Source organism: Lysobacter olei (genome assembly GCF_054777355.1).
Map to the genome: position 1 here is coordinate 483,841 of NZ_BAAHAT010000001.1, position 16,834 is coordinate 500,674.

At 67.4% G+C, this 16,834-nt stretch carries 27 protein-coding genes and 1 tRNA gene; 16 read left to right on the forward strand and 12 right to left on the reverse strand.

Annotation, left to right across the window (positions count from 1 at the left end; all coding sequences use genetic code 11):
• The first annotated feature begins 2 nt into the window (after positions 1–2).
• From ACYVBS_RS02465 to ACYVBS_RS02540, 16 genes are read left to right on the forward strand one after another with little or no spacing between them, the layout of a single operon-like run.
• Positions 3–362 carry a hypothetical protein gene (locus tag ACYVBS_RS02465; RefSeq protein WP_460821532.1) on the forward strand — a complete coding sequence of 120 codons (360 nt, stop codon included), beginning with the start codon at positions 3–5 and terminating at the stop codon, positions 360–362.
• Entirely contained in the window at positions 359–511 is a 153-nt protein-coding gene (locus tag ACYVBS_RS02470; protein WP_460821533.1) for a hypothetical protein, read from the forward strand. The genes ACYVBS_RS02465 and ACYVBS_RS02470 overlap by 4 nt, the downstream gene beginning before the upstream one ends.
• Complete coding sequence (locus tag ACYVBS_RS02475; protein ID WP_460821534.1) at positions 508–687, forward strand: hypothetical protein; 180 nt, start codon at positions 508–510, stop codon at positions 685–687. Before ACYVBS_RS02470 ends, ACYVBS_RS02475 begins: the two co-directional genes overlap by 4 nt.
• On the forward strand, positions 684–884 hold the full coding sequence (locus ACYVBS_RS02480; RefSeq protein WP_460821535.1) for a hypothetical protein: 201 nt from the start codon (positions 684–686) through the stop codon (positions 882–884). Before ACYVBS_RS02475 ends, ACYVBS_RS02480 begins: the two co-directional genes overlap by 4 nt.
• On the forward strand, positions 881–1,291 hold the full coding sequence (locus ACYVBS_RS02485) for a recombination protein NinB (RefSeq protein WP_460821536.1): 411 nt from the start codon (positions 881–883) through the stop codon (positions 1,289–1,291). The genes ACYVBS_RS02480 and ACYVBS_RS02485 overlap by 4 nt, the downstream gene beginning before the upstream one ends.
• 25 nt (positions 1,292–1,316) lie before the next feature.
• Positions 1,317–2,084, forward strand: a complete 768-nt coding sequence (locus tag ACYVBS_RS02490) for an ERF family protein (RefSeq protein WP_460821538.1) — start codon at positions 1,317–1,319, stop codon at positions 2,082–2,084.
• Positions 2,081–2,707: a lambda-exonuclease family protein gene (locus ACYVBS_RS02495; RefSeq protein WP_460821539.1), complete on the forward strand. Its 627-nt coding sequence runs from the start codon at positions 2,081–2,083 to the stop codon at positions 2,705–2,707. The genes ACYVBS_RS02490 and ACYVBS_RS02495 overlap by 4 nt, the downstream gene beginning before the upstream one ends.
• Positions 2,704–3,624 (forward strand): hypothetical protein, encoded by a 921-nt coding sequence (locus ACYVBS_RS02500; RefSeq protein ID WP_460821540.1) that lies wholly within the window; start codon positions 2,704–2,706, stop codon positions 3,622–3,624. Before ACYVBS_RS02495 ends, ACYVBS_RS02500 begins: the two co-directional genes overlap by 4 nt.
• A 55-nt stretch (positions 3,625–3,679) precedes the next feature.
• Entirely contained in the window at positions 3,680–4,456 is a 777-nt protein-coding gene (locus ACYVBS_RS02505) for a hypothetical protein (RefSeq protein ID WP_460821542.1), read from the forward strand.
• A 1-nt stretch (position 4,457) separates the two neighbouring features.
• A complete protein-coding gene (locus tag ACYVBS_RS02510; protein ID WP_460821543.1) occupies positions 4,458–4,769 on the forward strand; it encodes a hypothetical protein in 312 nt (103 codons plus the stop codon).
• Positions 4,769–5,032, forward strand: a complete 264-nt coding sequence (locus ACYVBS_RS02515; protein ID WP_460821544.1) for a hypothetical protein — start codon at positions 4,769–4,771, stop codon at positions 5,030–5,032. The genes ACYVBS_RS02510 and ACYVBS_RS02515 overlap by 1 nt, the downstream gene beginning before the upstream one ends.
• A complete protein-coding gene (locus ACYVBS_RS02520) occupies positions 5,029–5,385 on the forward strand; it encodes a hypothetical protein (protein WP_460821545.1) in 357 nt (118 codons plus the stop codon). Before ACYVBS_RS02515 ends, ACYVBS_RS02520 begins: the two co-directional genes overlap by 4 nt.
• Positions 5,382–5,615 carry a hypothetical protein gene (locus tag ACYVBS_RS02525; RefSeq protein WP_460821546.1) on the forward strand — a complete coding sequence of 78 codons (234 nt, stop codon included), beginning with the start codon at positions 5,382–5,384 and terminating at the stop codon, positions 5,613–5,615. Before ACYVBS_RS02520 ends, ACYVBS_RS02525 begins: the two co-directional genes overlap by 4 nt.
• A 59-nt stretch (positions 5,616–5,674) precedes the next feature.
• Entirely contained in the window at positions 5,675–6,040 is a 366-nt protein-coding gene (locus tag ACYVBS_RS02530) for a hypothetical protein (protein WP_460821547.1), read from the forward strand.
• A complete protein-coding gene (locus ACYVBS_RS02535; protein ID WP_460821548.1) occupies positions 6,037–6,237 on the forward strand; it encodes a hypothetical protein in 201 nt (66 codons plus the stop codon). Before ACYVBS_RS02530 ends, ACYVBS_RS02535 begins: the two co-directional genes overlap by 4 nt.
• Positions 6,237–7,370 (forward strand): site-specific integrase, encoded by a 1,134-nt coding sequence (locus ACYVBS_RS02540; protein WP_460821549.1) that lies wholly within the window; start codon positions 6,237–6,239, stop codon positions 7,368–7,370. Before ACYVBS_RS02535 ends, ACYVBS_RS02540 begins: the two co-directional genes overlap by 1 nt.
• 55 nt (positions 7,371–7,425) lie before the next feature.
• Here the strand turns inward: ACYVBS_RS02540 and ACYVBS_RS02545 are convergent.
• The 12 genes from ACYVBS_RS02545 to ACYVBS_RS02600 form a co-directional block, all read right to left on the reverse strand.
• Positions 7,426–7,501, reverse strand: a tRNA-Lys gene (locus ACYVBS_RS02545).
• Positions 7,502–7,612: 111 nt separating this feature from the next.
• A complete protein-coding gene (gene queC, locus ACYVBS_RS02550) occupies positions 7,613–8,308 on the reverse strand; it encodes a 7-cyano-7-deazaguanine synthase QueC (protein WP_460821551.1) in 696 nt (231 codons plus the stop codon).
• 89 nt (positions 8,309–8,397) lie between these two features.
• Positions 8,398–9,075: a 7-carboxy-7-deazaguanine synthase QueE gene (gene queE, locus ACYVBS_RS02555; protein ID WP_460821552.1), complete on the reverse strand. Its 678-nt coding sequence runs from the start codon at positions 9,073–9,075 to the stop codon at positions 8,398–8,400.
• Positions 9,076–9,084: 9 nt separating this feature from the next.
• A complete protein-coding gene (gene ybgF, locus ACYVBS_RS02560) occupies positions 9,085–9,915 on the reverse strand; it encodes a tol-pal system protein YbgF (protein ID WP_460821553.1) in 831 nt (276 codons plus the stop codon).
• An 8-nt stretch (positions 9,916–9,923) separates the two neighbouring features.
• Positions 9,924–10,442: a peptidoglycan-associated lipoprotein gene (locus tag ACYVBS_RS02565; RefSeq protein ID WP_460821554.1), complete on the reverse strand. Its 519-nt coding sequence runs from the start codon at positions 10,440–10,442 to the stop codon at positions 9,924–9,926.
• A gap of 92 nt (positions 10,443–10,534) precedes the next feature.
• Positions 10,535–11,860: a Tol-Pal system beta propeller repeat protein TolB gene (tolB, locus tag ACYVBS_RS02570; RefSeq protein WP_460821555.1), complete on the reverse strand. Its 1,326-nt coding sequence runs from the start codon at positions 11,858–11,860 to the stop codon at positions 10,535–10,537.
• Positions 11,861–11,962: 102 nt separating this feature from the next.
• Positions 11,963–12,934, reverse strand: coding sequence for a cell envelope integrity protein TolA (gene tolA / locus ACYVBS_RS02575; RefSeq protein WP_460821556.1), 972 nt, complete (start codon positions 12,932–12,934; stop codon positions 11,963–11,965).
• Complete coding sequence (tolR, locus tag ACYVBS_RS02580; RefSeq protein WP_460821557.1) at positions 12,931–13,374, reverse strand: protein TolR; 444 nt, start codon at positions 13,372–13,374, stop codon at positions 12,931–12,933. The genes tolA and tolR overlap by 4 nt, the downstream gene beginning before the upstream one ends.
• Positions 13,375–13,377: 3 nt before the next feature.
• Positions 13,378–14,163, reverse strand: coding sequence for a protein TolQ (gene tolQ / locus ACYVBS_RS02585; RefSeq protein ID WP_460821558.1), 786 nt, complete (start codon positions 14,161–14,163; stop codon positions 13,378–13,380).
• Positions 14,164–14,208: 45 nt separating this feature from the next.
• Positions 14,209–14,652: a tol-pal system-associated acyl-CoA thioesterase gene (gene ybgC, locus ACYVBS_RS02590; RefSeq protein ID WP_460821559.1), complete on the reverse strand. Its 444-nt coding sequence runs from the start codon at positions 14,650–14,652 to the stop codon at positions 14,209–14,211.
• On the reverse strand, positions 14,642–15,682 hold the full coding sequence (gene ruvB / locus ACYVBS_RS02595) for a Holliday junction branch migration DNA helicase RuvB (RefSeq protein WP_460821560.1): 1,041 nt from the start codon (positions 15,680–15,682) through the stop codon (positions 14,642–14,644). The genes ybgC and ruvB overlap by 11 nt, the downstream gene beginning before the upstream one ends.
• Positions 15,683–15,791: 109 nt before the next feature.
• Entirely contained in the window at positions 15,792–16,787 is a 996-nt protein-coding gene (locus tag ACYVBS_RS02600) for an LLM class flavin-dependent oxidoreductase (protein ID WP_460821561.1), read from the reverse strand.
• Positions 16,788–16,834 lie beyond the last annotated feature (47 nt).

The window sequence follows — 16,834 nt, forward strand, 5'->3', positions numbered from 1 at the left end:
CCATGCAGTACGCCGAAAGCTACCAAGCCGCCGCCCTGGGCCTGCCGGATGACATTGCCCCGGAAGCCATCGAAGCGGCCCGCACCCTCATCACCGATGACCAGCGCGACGACGTGCGCGTTGACGTAGCCGACCGTCACGGTGATGGCGCGGCCTACCTGCTGACCATGCCGGGGATGGTGGAGGCGTTCAACGCCCTCATGGCCCGCACCCGCGCCGACGAACTGCAGGGCGATGCGGCGATTGCGTTTCGCGCCCTTGACCGATTCCGCGACCAGCAGCAAGGCGCGCTGGAAGAAGCCCTGAACGAGAAGGCCGCCGAGTTGGTCATGGACGGCGTGCTGCGGAGGGCTGCGGCATGACCACCGACACCAAGACGCTGGCCGCCGAGTTGGAGGCGCTGGCCTCCAAGGCGATCCACGCCGCGATGTGGGGCCACGCCACAGTGCTGGAACCGGACGATGTGCGGATGCTGCAGAAGGCCGCCAAGGCGCTGGAAGGTGCGCAATGAACACCATCGACCTACTTTCCGCCATCGCCGCCTACGGCCTGCTGCTGACCCTGCTGCTGTTCCTGGTCATGGGCTGGTGGATGCCGCTGGCCGTGGCTGTTCTCTACACCGCCGCGTGTTGCTGGGCGTTTGGCAACTGCCCGCAGGAAAAGACACAGCCGGAGCGCATACCGTGAACAAGTACGCCGTAACCCGGCTGGCCCGCGCCAGCATCATCGAGAGCTTCGACGCGATGGACCCGACGCGCAGCCATGAAGTCCTGCCGTCGCAGCGCATCGCCGCCGAGCGCGCCAGCAGCCGCCTGATGCGCACCGCCTTCACCACGATGGCCGGCATCGCCGCGTTGGTCGTGGCGTGTGGGGCGATGCAATGAGCCGCGTCGAGTCCCAGGACTGGCAGGAACGGGGCCGCGAGCCGATGACGCGCCAGCAGCAAAAGCTGTTGAACGCCGCCTGCGGGGACTTGGCCACCAGTCTGCGCTGGCACGGCCACCGCTTCGACAAGGACGACTTCCGGCTGCTGATCTGCGCCGTGGTGCTGGGCGAGCGACTGGTGCCCGGCATCAACACCGGCATGGGCGCACCGGGCCTGGTCCGCATGGGCCGCAGCAGCAAGGAACTGACCAAGACGCAGGCCACCGAAGCCATCCGCATGGCGTTCGACATTGGCGACAACCCCGAGGACCAGGGCATCGATGCCCCGCCCGTGCGCTGGGGGCCGGCCGTCTGCTACGCCCGCTGGGTCAGCACCGACACCCCTGATTACACCGTCGCGGCCTGATCCGCCGAGCCAAGGAATCCGAGCAATGAACAATCAAGCCGTTACCGTTGTCGAGCCGCGCGAAGCGCTGCCGACCGTCACCACGCCCTCGCACCTGCTGGCCATGGCCGTGCAGCAAGGCGCCGACCTGGACAAGCTGGAAAAGCTGATGGCGCTGCAGGAGCGCTACGAGGCGAACGAAGCCCGCAAAGCCTACGTGGCCGCCATGGCGAGCTTCAAGGCCGAACCCATGGAAATCCTCAAGCGCAAGCTGGTGGAGTTCAAGACCCGCGACGGCGACTGGACCAGCTACAAGCACGCCGAACTGTCCGACGTGACCGACGTGGTGGTGCCGGCCATGGGCAAACACGGCTTGTCGCACCGCTGGGACGTGTCGCAGAAGGGCAACGAAATCACCGTGGCCTGCACGATCACGCACGCCTTGGGGCACAGCGAGTCCGTGACCATGAGCGCGTCGCCGGACGCCAGCGGCAAGAAGAACGCCATCCAGCAAGTCGCCAGCACCGTGACCTACCTGGAGCGTTACACCCTGCTGGCACTGACCGGCATGGCGACGAAGGGCATGGACGACGACGGCCGTGCCTACGACGACGCGCCGGAAGCCGAGCCGGTCGATGCCAAGGCCGCCGACTGGATCCGGCAGGCCAACCAGTTGCAGGAACCGGGCGACTACGAGCCGACCAAGGCCAAGATGATGAAGGACTACGGCGGCGTGGTGAAGAACATTCCGGCACCGGTGAAGGACGCATTCAACGCGGCCAAGGCGCGCGTGATGCCGAAGGATGAAGAATGAACGCGCCCCTCTACTTCCCTGACATTGAGCAGGGCACCGACGAGTGGCACGCCATCCGGGCCGGCGTATGGAGCGCCAGCAACGGCGCCAAGATCATGGGCGGGCTGGAGACGCAGGGCTTGAAGGACTTGATTAAGGACGTGGCCTGGGGCCGGGTCTTTGGCAAGACCGACCGCGGCTACAGCAACGCCTCGATGCAGCGCGGGCACGAACTGGAACCGGAGGCGCGCGAGAACTTCGCCTTTGCCACCGATGCCGAGGTGGAACAGATGGGCTTTGTGAAGCACGGCCGCATCGCCCACCTGGGCTGGTCGCCGGACGGGCTGCACGCCAACCGCCGCCGCGGGCTGGAAATCAAGTGCCTGGAACACAAGGCATGGATGGACGTGCTGGAGCGCCAGGAAATCCCCAGCGAGTACCGCTGGCAGGCCCGGATTGGCTGCATGGTCGGGAACCTGGAGGCCATGGACTTCTATGTGTACCACCCGCTCGCGGGCGGCATCCACCTGGTCGCCAGCATCACCGACAGCGAGAAAGACCAAATCGAAGGGCGCATTGCGGTTCTGGAGTCGCGCGTCCAACCCCTCATTGAACGCCTGATGGAAAGGAAGATTGCCGCATGAACGCGCAGATCAAGGAAACCGCCCTGCTCCCGCTGGAGTCGATCAACGCGGTGGAGATTTTCACCGGGGCCAAGCTGGACGACCTGCTGGCGCAGATTCGCACCGAGGCCGCCAGCCTGGTGCCGGACGTGACCACCGAGAAGGGCCGCAAGGAAATCGCGTCGGTCGCCTACAAGGTGGCTCGCTCCAAGACCGCCATTGACGACGCCGGCAAGGAACTGGTGGCCGACTGGAAGGCGCAGTCGGCCAAGGTCGATGCCGCCCGCAAGAAGGCCCGCGACTACCTGGACGGGCTGAAGGACGAAGTGCGCCGCCCGCTGACCGAGTGGGAGCAGGAGCAGGAGCGCATCGAACGCGAGGCCATCGAAGCGGCTAGGCTCGCCCGCGAAGCCGAAGAACGCGCCCGCGTCGAGGAACTTGAGCGCCGGGAACGCGAGCTGCGGGAGCGCGAGGAACGCATCGCCGCCGCTGAACGCGCCGAGGCCGAGCGCATCGCCGCCGAGAAGGCCGAGGCCGAGCGCGCCGAACGTGAAGCCCGCATTGCTGCCGAGGCGTCCGAGCGTGCCCAGCGCGACGCGGCCGAAGCTGTCGCCCGCGCCGAGCGTGAAGCCGAGGAAGCGCGGGAGGCCGCCAAGCGTGCCGCCGAGCAGGCCGAGCGCGACAAGGCCGAAGCCGTGCGCCAGGCCGAGGAACGCACGGCACGTGAAGCTGCAGCCGCCGAGCAGCGCCGACTGGACGAGGAAGCCCGCCAGCGCGCCGAGCAGGAACGCCGCGAGGCCAACCGCCGCCACTGTGGCGCGGTCAACCGCAAGGCCGCCGAGGCGCTGGTGACTGCCGGCCTGGACGAAGCCGCGGCCAAGGCTGCGATCACCGCGATTGCATCCGGCAAGGTTCCGGGCGTGTCCATCGCCTACTGACAACCGATCCCGAGGCGCACGGAAGCGCCGACTACTTAGAACCAGGAGCCGCAGGATGAATGAGCATGATTTGCCGGCGCTGCCGGAAGCGTTGCTGATGACCGCACAGGGTCGCGACGGATGGACCGCCGACCAAATGCGCGACTACGCCCGAGCCGCCATCACCGCGCTACAGCCGGGGGAGGCGGTGGCTTGGCGCAGGGATACGCCGTATGGCATCGGCTACAGCTTCGCCAGCGAGGACGTGATGCGCGACATGGCCGACTGGCTTGCGCCCACCACCCCGCCCTCGCTGCCGGCTGGGTGGGCGCTGGTGCCTGAGCGAATGCACGCCCCGGCTGATGCGTGGGAATCTGCTGCTTTCAGCTTCGGCGGCCCCGCTGCTGGCGATGGCGAAGCGTACCTCGATTGCACGCTGTGGGTTGGCAACATCGAGAACGACGACGGCACCAAGACTTACGGATTGCATGTGTCGTGCGACGAGTGCCCCGAGGAAGGAATGACCACGCTGGCCGAGTTCGCCGCCGCCCCGCAGCCCCAGCGTGAGGCCAGTGAGGCTGGGCAGGGGGTGGATTGGAAATGCAACAACTGCCAAACCTGCTTTGCTGATACGCCGGACGCTTGGAGTCGCTGGCGTGATGCCAAGTACCTTTCGCCGTCGTGCCCGTACTGCAAGGCTGCAAACCAGTTCACCTATCCACACAGCACCGCTGCTCTGATGGGAGTGCTAGAGCACTACGGGTTTACCTGTGAGGCTGGGCCGCTGGTCAACTGTGTTGACTGGAAGAAGCTGCGCGAACGCATCGCCACCCACACGCAGGAGGGGCGCTGAAATGGGCTGCAGCCACTACAACTACCGCCAGCCCGATCCTTGCGCCAACTGCGGCAAGCGCGGCGGGGTCATGAGCGATTCGTCGTGGGGCCACAACCACCTGTGCTGCAGCCACGCCTGCGGGAAGCGACTCCGGCACAAGATCGAGAACGGGATGGGCGGCCCGCACCCGAACAGCTACGGCGGGCTCAACTTGTGGGACACGGGCTGGCCGTCCAGCGAGGACCGACTGCTCAACCTGCGCATCCGCATCAAGCAGCTGCGACACCGGGTTCGGGCATCGCAGATCCCCACCCAGGAGGGGCGAGGGTGATGCAGAAGCACATGCGACACATCGGCGGTGGCTTGCTCGCCTTGTTCGATGAGGATGGCGATTACGTGCGGGAAGTCGGCGTAGCCGCTGGTTGGAACTTCATGGACCGCGACGTGGTGATCGTCCGCTACAACGCATACACCACCGCCCAGCGCCGCATCGAGCGGTTGGAGGGGGCGTTGCGGGCCATCCGAGATTCCACGTTCCGAAACGCCGTGACCCTGCGAGGCATGGCGGACGCAGCACTACAGGATGCCGAATGAACGTCATCACCCAACACCTGCCAGCGTGGAATAGCTGGCTTGCACTCGCGCTGTACTGGATGCCGCTGGCGTTGTGCGCCTATGGCTACTTGGTTCGCAGTATTTCCATGTACCGCGCTGACCTGGCAGACCGAGCCGAAGCGGCACGTAAGCCGACCGTGGGGTTCTACTACCCGAAGATCACGATTGGCACGCTGGTCGGTTATGCCTTCGTGTCCGTTGTGCCGGTTGCCAACCTGTTCGCCGCGATTTTCGACGTTGCGCCCAAGCTGTTCGCGCAGTTATTCGACTGGTGCGGTCGCGTGCTGGACATTCCGCTAGTGCCGAAAAAGGCCAAGGAGCCAACCGAATGAACGCGATTGAGAGGCTGGTGAAACAGTGGTACGGATTTGGCGGCCCATACGCTGATTGTGCCGATGACCTAAACGCCCTCCTCCCCGAGCTGCGGGAGATGGCGAGGGATGCTGCTAGATACAGGTGGCTGCGGGACGACTGCGGCGATGACTGGGAAGAGCTCGGGTGGGCGCACCCCAACGAGTTCGACAGCATCGTTGATGCGGCAATCGCCAAGGCCAAGCCGTGAACTACTACTGCAAGTGGGAGGTTGTGATGAGTGATTGCGCCACGTATCGGCTGCGGACGATGAGTGACTTGCTCACGATCCCGCATGACCGCATCGACGTCATGCTGCGCGATCTGCGCTATGCGCTGGAAATGGCGCACCTCGTCGGCGGCGACAGCGTGCAAGCCATGCGGTTTGAGACGTTCGACTGGACAGACGACGGCGAGCGCAGCGTTGACGTGAAGATGAACGGCGAGAAGTTGTGTCGCTTGGAGGTCATGCCTGCCTGTTGGTGCCTGACGTGTGACCCGGTGACGGTTCGCATGGCGCTGTGCCCCGACTGCGGCAACAAGCGATGCCCGAAAGCCAACGACCACCGCCACGCCTGCACCGGCAGCAATGAGCCGGGACAGAAGGGCAGCGCATGGGAGCATGTAAAGCCATGATTGGCCCGGTATTGGAGTTCTGCGACCTGCAACGGATTTCGGGCTATGACCGCCGCGCAGACGTGGAACGCTGGGCCACGGATAACGGCATCCCGGTACGTGCGTGCCGGGGTGGCCTGTGGACGACGGTTCCGGCGTTGAATCGTGCGCTGGGGCTGGCCTCCAATGATGACGCTTACCCGGCTGAGATGATCTGATGGCACCGCGCCCGCGCAAGCATAATTCCACCATCCCGCCACACATCGACCAAAAGGCGATTCCGAAGGGCGTCTATTGGGACGCCAGCGGCAACGGGCGCTGGTACATGCTCAACCCGCCAGGATCAGTGAAGCGCCGTATTCCGTTGGGTGGGCGCGGCCTGAAGCTGTCCGATCTGCATTCACTGGCGGAAGGCAACAAGCCGCGTGGCACGGTGCAATGGCTGTGCGAGCAGTACCACGCCAGCCCCGACTTTGCCCAACTGGCGAAGCTCACGAAGGCCGATTACGAATACAGCCGCGACGTGGCGCTGAACCTGCCCACAGCCACGGGTGGCACGTTTGGCCGACTGGACCCGGCCCGCCTGCGCCCGCCGCACATTCACCGCATCGTGGACCGGCTGCGCGCGGAAGGCACGCCGACGAAGGCCAACAAGGTGCTGCGATACCTGCGGCTGGTGTTCGGCTGGGGCATCGCGCGCGGCCACGTCACCGAGAACCCGGCCAAGGGCGTGAAACAGGCCAAGGAACGCCAGAGACAACGCCTGCCGACGACGGACGCCTATACCCGCCTGCTGACCTTCGCCCGCGACCGTGGGGCGCGTACAGCGCGAACGGCGGGCAGCGTGGCCCCGTACCTATGGCTGGTCATGGAGTTGGGCTATCTGTGCCGCCTGCGCGGGATTGAGACCATCACGCTCACGGAGGCGAACGCGGAGGCCGATGGCATCTTGACCAACCGCCGCAAGCGCAGCCGCGACAGCCTGGTGGAGTGGACACCCCGCCTCAAGGCCGTATGGGATGCGGCCCTAGCCCTGCGCCGACAGACGCGAGGCGCGGCCCCTGAACTGATCCGGCCCGAGGATCGCGTGATTTTCCTTGCCAGCGGGGGCGAGCCCCTGAGCAAGTCAGGGCTGGATACCGCGTGGCAACGGCTGGTGAAGCTGGCAATGCGAGAGGGGATTTTGACCGCAGAGGAACGCTTCAGCCTGCATGACCTGAAGCGCAAGGGCGGCACGGATGCGGTTGGAGACAAGGGCCAGCGGCAGGATGCGCTGGGGGTCTCGGACGCGATGATGAAGGTGTACGACAAGTCCGTACCCCGCGTGAAACCTTCGGGTTTTACGGAGTGAATTACGGAGGCGGTGATTTTTTCACCACCGCCTCCACGCAAGGTACTGATTTGATTGGTGGGTCGTGTCAGAATCGAACTGACGACCAGCGGATTAAAAGTCCGATGCTCTACCGACTGAGCTAACGACCCATCGCGACCCGGCCTTGCGCCGGGTCGTGCATTCTAGCGCAGCGGCGCGATGGATGCAGGGGTGCGCAACCCGCGCGGCGGCGGCCGCGGATGCCTCGATTCAGTACCGCGTCAGGCGTATCGCGTGGGGTCGGCCACGCCCGCCGCCGCGAACCCCTCGGCCCGCAGGCGGCATGCGTCGCAATGCCCGCAGGCCCGACCGGCGTCATCGGCCTGGTAGCACGACACCGTCTGCGCGAAGTCCACGCCCAGGCGCAGCCCCTCGCGCACGATGTCGGCCTTGCTCATGAACTGCAGCGGCGCATGCACACGCAGTCCCGCGCCTTCCACGCCGGCCTTGGTGGCCAGGTTGGCCAGCTGTTCGAACGCCGCCACGAATTCCGGCCGGCAATCGGGGTAGCCCGAGTAGTCCACCGCGTTGACACCGCAGAAGATGTCATTGGCGCCCAGCACTTCGGCCCAGCCCAGCGCGATCGACAGCATGATCGTGTTGCGCGCCGGCACGTACGTCACCGGGATGGCGTCCTTGGCCGCGGCCTGCCCCACGGGGTGGCCGTCGGTGTCCAGCGGCACGTCGATGTCGTCAGTGAGCGCCGAGCCACCGATGCTGCGCAGGTCCACGTTGACGGTCTTGTGCGCCACTGCACCCAACGCCTTGGACACGCGGTCGGCGGCATCCAGCTCGGAGGTGTGGCGCTGGCCATAGCGGACGCTCAGCGCATGCACGGCGAACCCCTGCTCGCGCGCGATCGCTATGACCACGGCGGAGTCCATGCCCCCGGATACCAGAACGACGGCCTTTTTCATTCGACACTCCCTACCGGCCGACACTTCACATCGACCACAAGCCGCAGCCCAGGGCCGCGCGGAAAAGCACCCTCACGACGGTCGCGGGCTCAACGCCCCGGCTCGTCATTCCACAGGATCTTGTGCAACTGCAGCTGGAAGCGCACCGGCAGACGATCGGTCACGATCCAGTCGGCCAGCGCGCTCGGATCGACCTGGCTGAAGCTGGGCGAGAACAGCACGTCGCACACCTGCGTCAGCGCATGCTCGGCCACGATGGCCTTGGCCCAGTCGTAGTCCTCGCGGCTGCAGATCACGAACTTCACCTGATCGTTCGCGGTGAGCAGCGGCAGGTTGGACCACAGGTTGCGGGCGACCTCGCCCGAACCGGGCGTCTTGATGTCCAGCACGCGCGACACGCGTGGGTCCACTGCGCCGATGTCGATGGCGCCGGAGGTCTCCAGCGACACGTCGTAGCCTTCATCGCACAGGCGCCGCAACAACTCGACGCAGCGCTTCTGCGCCAACGGCTCGCCGCCGGTCACGCACACATGGCGCGCGCCGTGCTGGGCCACTTCGGAGAGAATCGCGTCAAAGTCCCACCACTGGCCACCGTGGAAGGCGTACGCGGTGTCGCAGTACTGGCAGCGCAGCGGGCAGCCGGTCAGGCGCACGAACACGGTCGGCCAGCCGATGGTGCGCGACTCGCCTTGCAGCGACAGGAAGATTTCGGTCAACCGCAGCCGCTCGGGCGACGCCGCGGCCGCCTCGGGGGAAACGGTGCTCATGGGGGTATTTTAGCGCGAGCCGCCGAGGCGGCCGAGTTCCAGCGCGCGCAGGCGGTCCTGGGCGACCCGGGCGGCATCGGTGTCGGGGTAGCGCGCCACCACCGACCCGAAGGTGCGCTCGGCGGCGTCCAGTCGTTTCAGCCCCTGCTGCGCCAGGCCCACCTTCAGCAATGCCCCGGGGGCCTTGTCGTGGGTCGGGTAGCGGTCCACCAGCGCCTGGAACTGCTCGAGCGCCGGCTCGTAGTTCTGGGTGACGTAGTAGCTCTCGCCCAGCCAATACAGGGCGTTGGGCGTATACACGCCATTGGGGTGCTGCTGCAGGAACGCCAGGAACTGGCTGGACGCATCGGCGTACCGCCCGGCCTTGAGCGTGGCGAAGGCCGCGTCGTAGGCCGCGCGCTCGCCGGCCCCCTCACGCAGCTTGCCGGCGTCGCCATGGACGCTCGGTGCCCGCTCGGCGGGCGCCGGAACGGCGGCCGAGACCGGCTGGGCGGCCGGCTTGGCCCCGGGTGTGCTCCCCTTCGGCGGCGTGGCCGGGACGGCCGGTGCGCCACCGACTTCCAGACGGTTCAACCGGTCGTCGATATCCAGGTACTGGCGCTTGCCCGACTCCTGCAACTGCTGCGTCAGCTGCTGCAATTCCTCGACCTGGGCCCTCAGCGCCCGCACTTCGGCCTTGAGCTGGTTCACTTCATTGAGCAGCGCCATGTTGGCCTGGTTGTCGCCGGCCCGCTGCTCCAGCACGGCCACGCGGTCGGCGAGGCTTGCGCGCTGCGCCGACGCGGGGGTGGCGGCCACGAGGGCCGCCACCAGGGTTGCACTGACAAAGAGTCCGCGCATTCCGATCATCACTTCGCGGTGTAGATGATCTCGACGCGACGGTTCTTGGCCCAGCAGTCCTCGCTGGACTCGGTGCAGACCGGCATTTCCTCGCCGGAGCTGTTCACCATCTGCTGGCTGGCCGAGCCGCCGTTGGCCTGCAGGGCCGACGACACGGCATTGCCGCGGCGCTCGCCCAGGCCAAGGTTGTACTCGCGGCTGCCGCGCTCGTCGGCGTGGCCCTGAAGGGTCATGCGCGCGGTCGGGCGGTCACGCAGGTACTTGGCGTGGCAGCCCACGGCCGCCTGGAACTCCGGACGCAGCACGTCCTGGTCGAAGTCGAAGTAGATCACGCGCTGGCGCAGGCAGGCGTCGGTATCGAGGTCGGCCGGGCCGTACATGCCGGGGGTGGTCGGCGCGGGGGTGGTGACCACCGGGGTTTCGCCGGTCGTGGTGTCGGCCGGCGGGGCCTCCTTGACCTTCTTCGAGCAGGCGACGGCGGCGGTGCAAAGCACGGCGGCGAGGGCGATACGGACGGTGCTGTTCATGGTGACTCCTCGTCAATACATGGTGCGGGGTGGATTGAGCCGGGCGCTCTGGCCCAACCGGAAGGAACTCGGGCGCCGGGTTTCGGCGCGGGTTACTGCGCGGCCGGGAGCCGGTACGGCCCCCACGCGGGTTCGCGGACGTCGCCACCCGACAGGACCAAACGCTGCCGCACCCGGGCATCGGCCGACACCGCGTACAGCACGCCACGCTGCCCCTCGCGGGCCGCATAGAGCACCATCGAGGCGTTGGGGGCGAAGCTGGGCGACTCGTCCAGCGAGCCGGGCGACAGCGTACTCCAGCGCGGTGTGCCAAAGCTGGCGTCCATCAGCGCGACCCGGTAGTTGTTACCGGTGCCCTGCGCGGTCGCGATCTTCTTGCCGTCGGCAGACACGGTCGCGCTGGCGTTGTAGCTGCCTTGGAACGTCACGCGGCTAGCGCTGCCGCCACTGGCGGAGACCTGGTAGATCTGCGGGCGGCCGCCACGGTCTGAGGTGAAGTACACGCTGCCGCCGTCGGCGCTCCACACCGGCTCGGTGTCGATGCCGAAGTGGTTGGTCAGCTGGGTCAGCGCGCGGCTGCCCAGGTCCATCACATAGACCTCGGGGTTGCCGCTGCGCGACAGCGTCATCGCCATGCGGCGGCCGTCGGGTGAGAACGCAGGCGCACCGTTGATGCCGCGGTACCGGGCAATCGACTCACGGTGGCCGGTGTTGATGTCCTGCACGAAGATGGTGGAGCTTCCGTTCTCGAAGGTGACATAGGCCAGGCGGTTGCCGTCCGGACTCCACGAGGGCGACAGGATGGGCTGGGAGGAATTGACCACCGCCTGCGGGTTGAAGCCATCGCTGTCGGCAACCATCAGCGCGTATCGCGCCCCCTGGCCCACGCCGGTGGCGGTGACATAGGCGATGCGGGTGAAGAACGCACCGCGAACCCCGAGGATCTTCTCGTATACCGCGTCGGCGATCTGGTGCGCCACGTCACGCATCGCGTTGCTGCGCGCGGTGATGGCGAACCCCAGCAGGCGCTGCTGCTTGGCCACGTCGAACAGCTCGTATTCCACGCGGTAGCTGCCGAGGCCGCCGTCGAGGACGCGACCCACCAGCAGGTAATCCTGGTTGAGGGCACGCCACGTCGGGTAGTTGACCTCGCTGCCGCGGGTCGGTCGCTCAACAAGATCCCGGTCCGGCAGGCCGCGGAACTGGCCAGAGCGCTCGAGATCAGCCTTGATGACCTGTGCGACGTCGGCCGAGGGGGCGCCGGCGCTGCCCTGATACGGCATCGGCACGATGGCGATGGGCAGTGCCGCAGCGTTGCCGCCGATCACATCGATTTCCAGGCCCTGCTGCTGCGCGGCGGCGGCAAAGGGGAGCAACAGGGCAAGCAGCGCGGCCCACCAGGGCGTCGTTCGAGTCATCGGCAGGTCCATCCGGTCAACATGAACAGTCTTAACAGCTTGGCCGTGAACGCGGCCTCAAAGCTTAACGAATACCTAACCCACTGACCCGGCAAAGCGCGCTCACCGATCCTGGGCGCGGAAGTTGATGGTCAGGTTACGGTTGAACACGGACTCGAAACCGGCGTACGGCAAGGGATCGGCCTTGAGCACGGCGCGCTTGATCGACTCCTGCCCCGCCTCGTCATAGCCACAGGGCGACGCCACTTGTACGTCCATGACGTTGCCGCCCGGCAACTGGCGGATCACGAGCCGGCAAGGGGCGCCCACGGGGACGGATTCGGGACGCGTCCATTTCGCGTTGATCGCCGCCTGCAGGGCGGCGACGTACTGCGCCAGCAGCCCCTGGTCGACGCCGCCGCTGCCGGCGCGTGCGCCACTGGCCCCGGCATCCGAGCGCGCGGCCTCTTCCGCGGCCCCGGCGGCGCGCGCATTGGCAATGCGGTCCAGTTCGGCGCGCGCGACCTTGGCATCGCGCGCGGCCAGCGCGCGCAGGCGCTTGATCTCGGCAATCTGCTTCTGCCGGTCCTCTTCCTGCTTGGCCAGGCGCTGCTTGCGCTCGGCCTCTTCCTGGCGCTTCTGTTCGGTCAGGTCCACCTGTTCCTGGCGGCGCTTTGCTTCCTGCGGTTTGGTCTCGGTGGCCGGCTTGGGCGTCGGCCGCTCGACCACCGCGTCCTGGCTCCGATCCTCGGGGTTGGGGATGAAGTCCTGCGGCGCGGCCTGGCGCGGCGCGACCTCATCCTGGGGCACCGGCTCGGGCAGCGGCTGCGGCAGGGGCGCGGCTTCCTCCTCCACCGGCGCTGGCATCGGCTCGGGTTCGGCCACCGGTTCCGGGCGATCGGCCAGCGTGCGCTGCATCGCCGCGGACAGGTCGCCCGCATCCACCAGTTCGGCGCCCACCGGCGAACCGGCCGCCGATACGGGACGCTGCGTCTTCGTCCACCACAGCCCGGCGAACATCGCCAGGAACACCAGCGCGTGCAACAGCAACGCCAGTCCGATCGCGCGCGAGGTATCGGCGCGGGTTTCCCTCATCGCGCGGCGTCCTGCTTGGGCTGGCTCATCAGGCCCACCTTTTCAACGCCGGCACGCTGCAGCAGCACCATCGCGTCCATCACCCGCTGGTAGTTGGCGGTGGCGTCACCGGCCACGTACACCGCGGCCTTCGGGTCCTGGTGGACGATGGCGCGCAGCTTCGCCTCCAGCGCCTGCGCCGTGACGGCCTCGTTGCTGCCCGCTTCCACCGCCAGGAACAGGTTGCCGTCGCGGTCCACGCTGACCACGATCGGATCCTTCTTCTCCTGGATCGACTTCGCGTCGGACTGCGGCAGGTCGATATCCACGCCCAGGTTGAGCAGCGGCGCGGTGACCATGAAGATGATCAGCAGCACCAGCATCACGTCGATGTAGGGAACGACGTTGATCTCGGCCTTGAGCTTGCGCTTGCGGCGACGCCCGGAGGAAATGCCGGCCATCGATCAGGCCTCGTCGAGGTGCGACTGGCGCTGCAGGATCGAGGAGAACTCCTCGGAAAACGCGTCGTAACGCACCGAGATGCGGTCGACCTTGGTGGCGAAGCGGTTGTAGGCCCACACCGCCGGGATCGCGGCGAACAGGCCCATCGCCGTGGCGACCAGCGCCTCGGAGATGCCGGGCGCGACGGTGGCAATGGTCGCTTCCTTCAACTGGGCCAGGCCCTGGAACGAGATCATGATGCCCCACACCGTGCCGAACAGGCCGATGTAGGGACTGATCGAGCCCACGTTGGCCAGGAACTCGAGGTTATGCTCCAGCCCGTCGATCTCGCGCGAGCCGGTGGCGCGCATGGCGCGCTGGGCGCCCTCGAGCTGCGCACGGGTGTCCACGCCACGACGCTGGCGCACCCGGTTGAACTCGCGGAACCCGGCCTCGAAGATCGCCTCCATGCCGCTGATGTCGCGGTTGCGCTCGGTGGCGCCGGCATACAGCTTGGACAACTCCGCACCCGACCAGAAGCGCTCCTCGAACTGGTCGGCTTCCTTGGCGGCACGGTCGAGCACGGCCTTTTTGCGGAAGATGATCGCCCACGAGGCGACCGAGGCCAGCAGCAGGATCGCCATCACCAGCTGCACCGGCAGGCTGGCGTGCAGGATCAGCTGCAGCAGGTTGAGGCCGTTGTCGCCCGTCGCTGCCACGGCCGTGGCAGTGTCGGCGACCGTGCTGGCAGGCGCTTCTTCGGGAAGGGCTTCGGCGGTGGCCTGCAGCGCGGTCAGCAGGTAGGTCATGCTTGGTTCTCCGTGCCCGTGGGGGCCTTGCGATGGCGACGGTGGTTACGTCGACGGGGGTTCTTCGGTGTTCTGCAACGAGTGGGCCTGCAGCTGGGCCAGCAACGGCTGGGGGATGCCCCGCGGCCGGAAGCTGTCCGCATGCAGCGCGGCGATCCGGACCTGCGCGGTGAGCAGCAGTTCATCGCCACGGCGGATGGACTGCGCGAACACCAGGCTGGCCTTGCGGCAACCCTGCACCGCCGCGGTGACGGACAGTGCATCGTCCAGCCGCGCCGGCTTGAGGAAGTCGATCTCCATCGCACGCACCACGAACACCAGACCGTATTCGTTGCGCAGCAGTTCCTGACCATAGCCCTGCGCGCGCATCCATTCGGTGCGGGCGCGTTCCATGAAGGCCAGGTACTGCGCGTGGTAGACCACGCCACCTGCGTCGGTATCTTCCCAGTAAACGCGTGCAGGCCAACTGAACGAAGGCTCAACCGGCATCGACGTCACTCTCGAAAAGCCCACCCGTTCCCGCTTTGGGCTTGAGGCCGATGTGGCGATAGGCCTTGGCCGTGGCCATGCGGCCACGCGCGGTGCGGATGAGGTAGCCCTGTTGGATCAGGTACGGCTCGATCACGTCTTCCAGCGTGCCGCGCTCTTCGCTGAGCGCCGCGGCCAGCGACTCCACGCCGACCGGGCCGCCATCGAAGGACTCGATGATGGTGCGGACCAGGCGGCGGTCGAGGTCGTCGAAGCCCTCCGGGTCGACCTTCAGCATGGCCATGGCCGCATCGGCGGCGTCGCGGGTGATGCCGCCGCCGGTTTTCACCTGCGCGTAGTCGCGCACGCGGCGCAGCAGGCGGTTGGCGATGCGGGGGGTGCCGCGCGAGCGCTTGGCGATCTCCGCCGCGCCCTCCGGCTCGCAGCTGATCCCGAGGATCTGCGAGGAACGGCGCACGATCCGCGTCAGCTCCTCGGCGTCGTAGAACTCCAGGCGCTGGACGATGCCGAAGCGGTCGCGCAGCGGCGCGGTCAGCAGGCCGGCGCGGGTGGTGGCCCCGATCAGGGTGAACGGCGGCAGGTCGAGCTTGATCGAGCGCGCGGCCGGGCCCTCGCCGATCATGATGTCGATCTGGAAATCCTCCATCGCCGGGTACAGCACTTCCTCGATGGCCGGCGAGAGGCGGTGGATCTCGTCGACGAACAGCACGTCGTGCGGTTGCAGGTTGGTCAGCAGCGCCGCGAGGTCGCCCGCCTTCTCGATCACCGGGCCGGAGGTCTGGCGCAGGTTGACGCCCAGCTCGTTGGCGATGACGTGGCTGAGCGTGGTCTTGCCCAAGCCCGGCGGGCCGAAGATCAGCACGTGGTCGAGCGCCTCACCGCGGCCCTTGGCGGCCTCGATGTAGATCTTCATCTGCTCGCGGACGGGGGCTTGGCCGAGGTACTCGTCCAGCCGCTTGGGGCGGATGGAGGCTTCGATCGCTTCGTCTTCGCGGGTGGCGCCGGGGGCGATGATGCGGGGGTCGTTCATGCGGCTATGTTCGCACGGCCCGATGCGCGCCAGCACCGCTGGCACACGATTCCGTGACCTGCATTGAGGTGCCGTGCCCGCGCGGGATGGACCCGGGCGGCCCTGTCGCTCAAGCCACTCCGTCGAATGCCTGGCGGGCCAACCGAAGGGAGTGCTTGCGCGCCTCGTGGTCGAAGATGTTGCCAGTCAGCATCAGCTCGTCGGGGCGATGGCGCCGGATGAAGTCGACGATGCCTTCGCGCAGGTCTTGGGCATCGCCGACCACGCTGCACGCCAGCGCCTGCATCGCCGTTGCCTTCTCGGCGGGCGTGCAGAACGCATCGATGTCGTCCACCGGGGGCGGGATCAGGCCCGGTTGCCCCCGGCGCGAGCGGACGAAGCTCTGCTGCAGGGTGGTGAACAAGCGCGTGGCCTCGGCGCGGGTATCGGCACCGATCACGCTCAGGGCCAGCATCGCGTGCGGTTGCCGCAGCCGCGCCGATGGCCGGAAGTCGCGGTGGTACAGGGCCAGCGCCTCGGTCATCGCAGCGGGGGCGAAATGCGAGGCAAACGCGTACGGCAGTCCCAACGCCGCCGCCAGCCGCGCACCGAACAGACTGGAGCCGAGGATCCACACCGGCACCTCGATCCCACCGCCGGGTACGGCCTGCACCGCTTGCCCCGGCTGCACCGGCGCGAAGTAGTGCAGTACCTCCTGCACGTCCTGCGGGAAGGCGTCGGCGCTGTCGTAATAGCGGCGCAGGGCGCGCGCGGTGGCGTGGTCGGTGCCCGGCGCGCGGCCCAGGCCCAGGTCGATGCGGCCGGGGTACAGCGAGGCGAGCGTGCCGAACTGCTCGGCGACCTGCAGCGGGGCGTGATTCGGCAGCATCACCCCGCCCGCACCCACCCGGATCCGCGTGGTACCCGAAGCCACGTGGCCGATCAGCACGGCGGTAGCGGCGCTGGCGATGCCCGGCATGTTGTGGTGCTCGGCCAGCCAGTAGCGGGTGTAGCCCAGCGCCTCGGCGTGGCGTGCCAGGTCGAGGGTGTTGGCGAAGGCCTGTGCCGGGGTGCTGCCCTCGGTTACCGGCGCCAGGTCGAGCAGGGAGAACGGGATCGTGGCCATCCCGTCCAGATGCCGGCAGCGCCGGCCGGATTCAAGGCCGCGCCGCC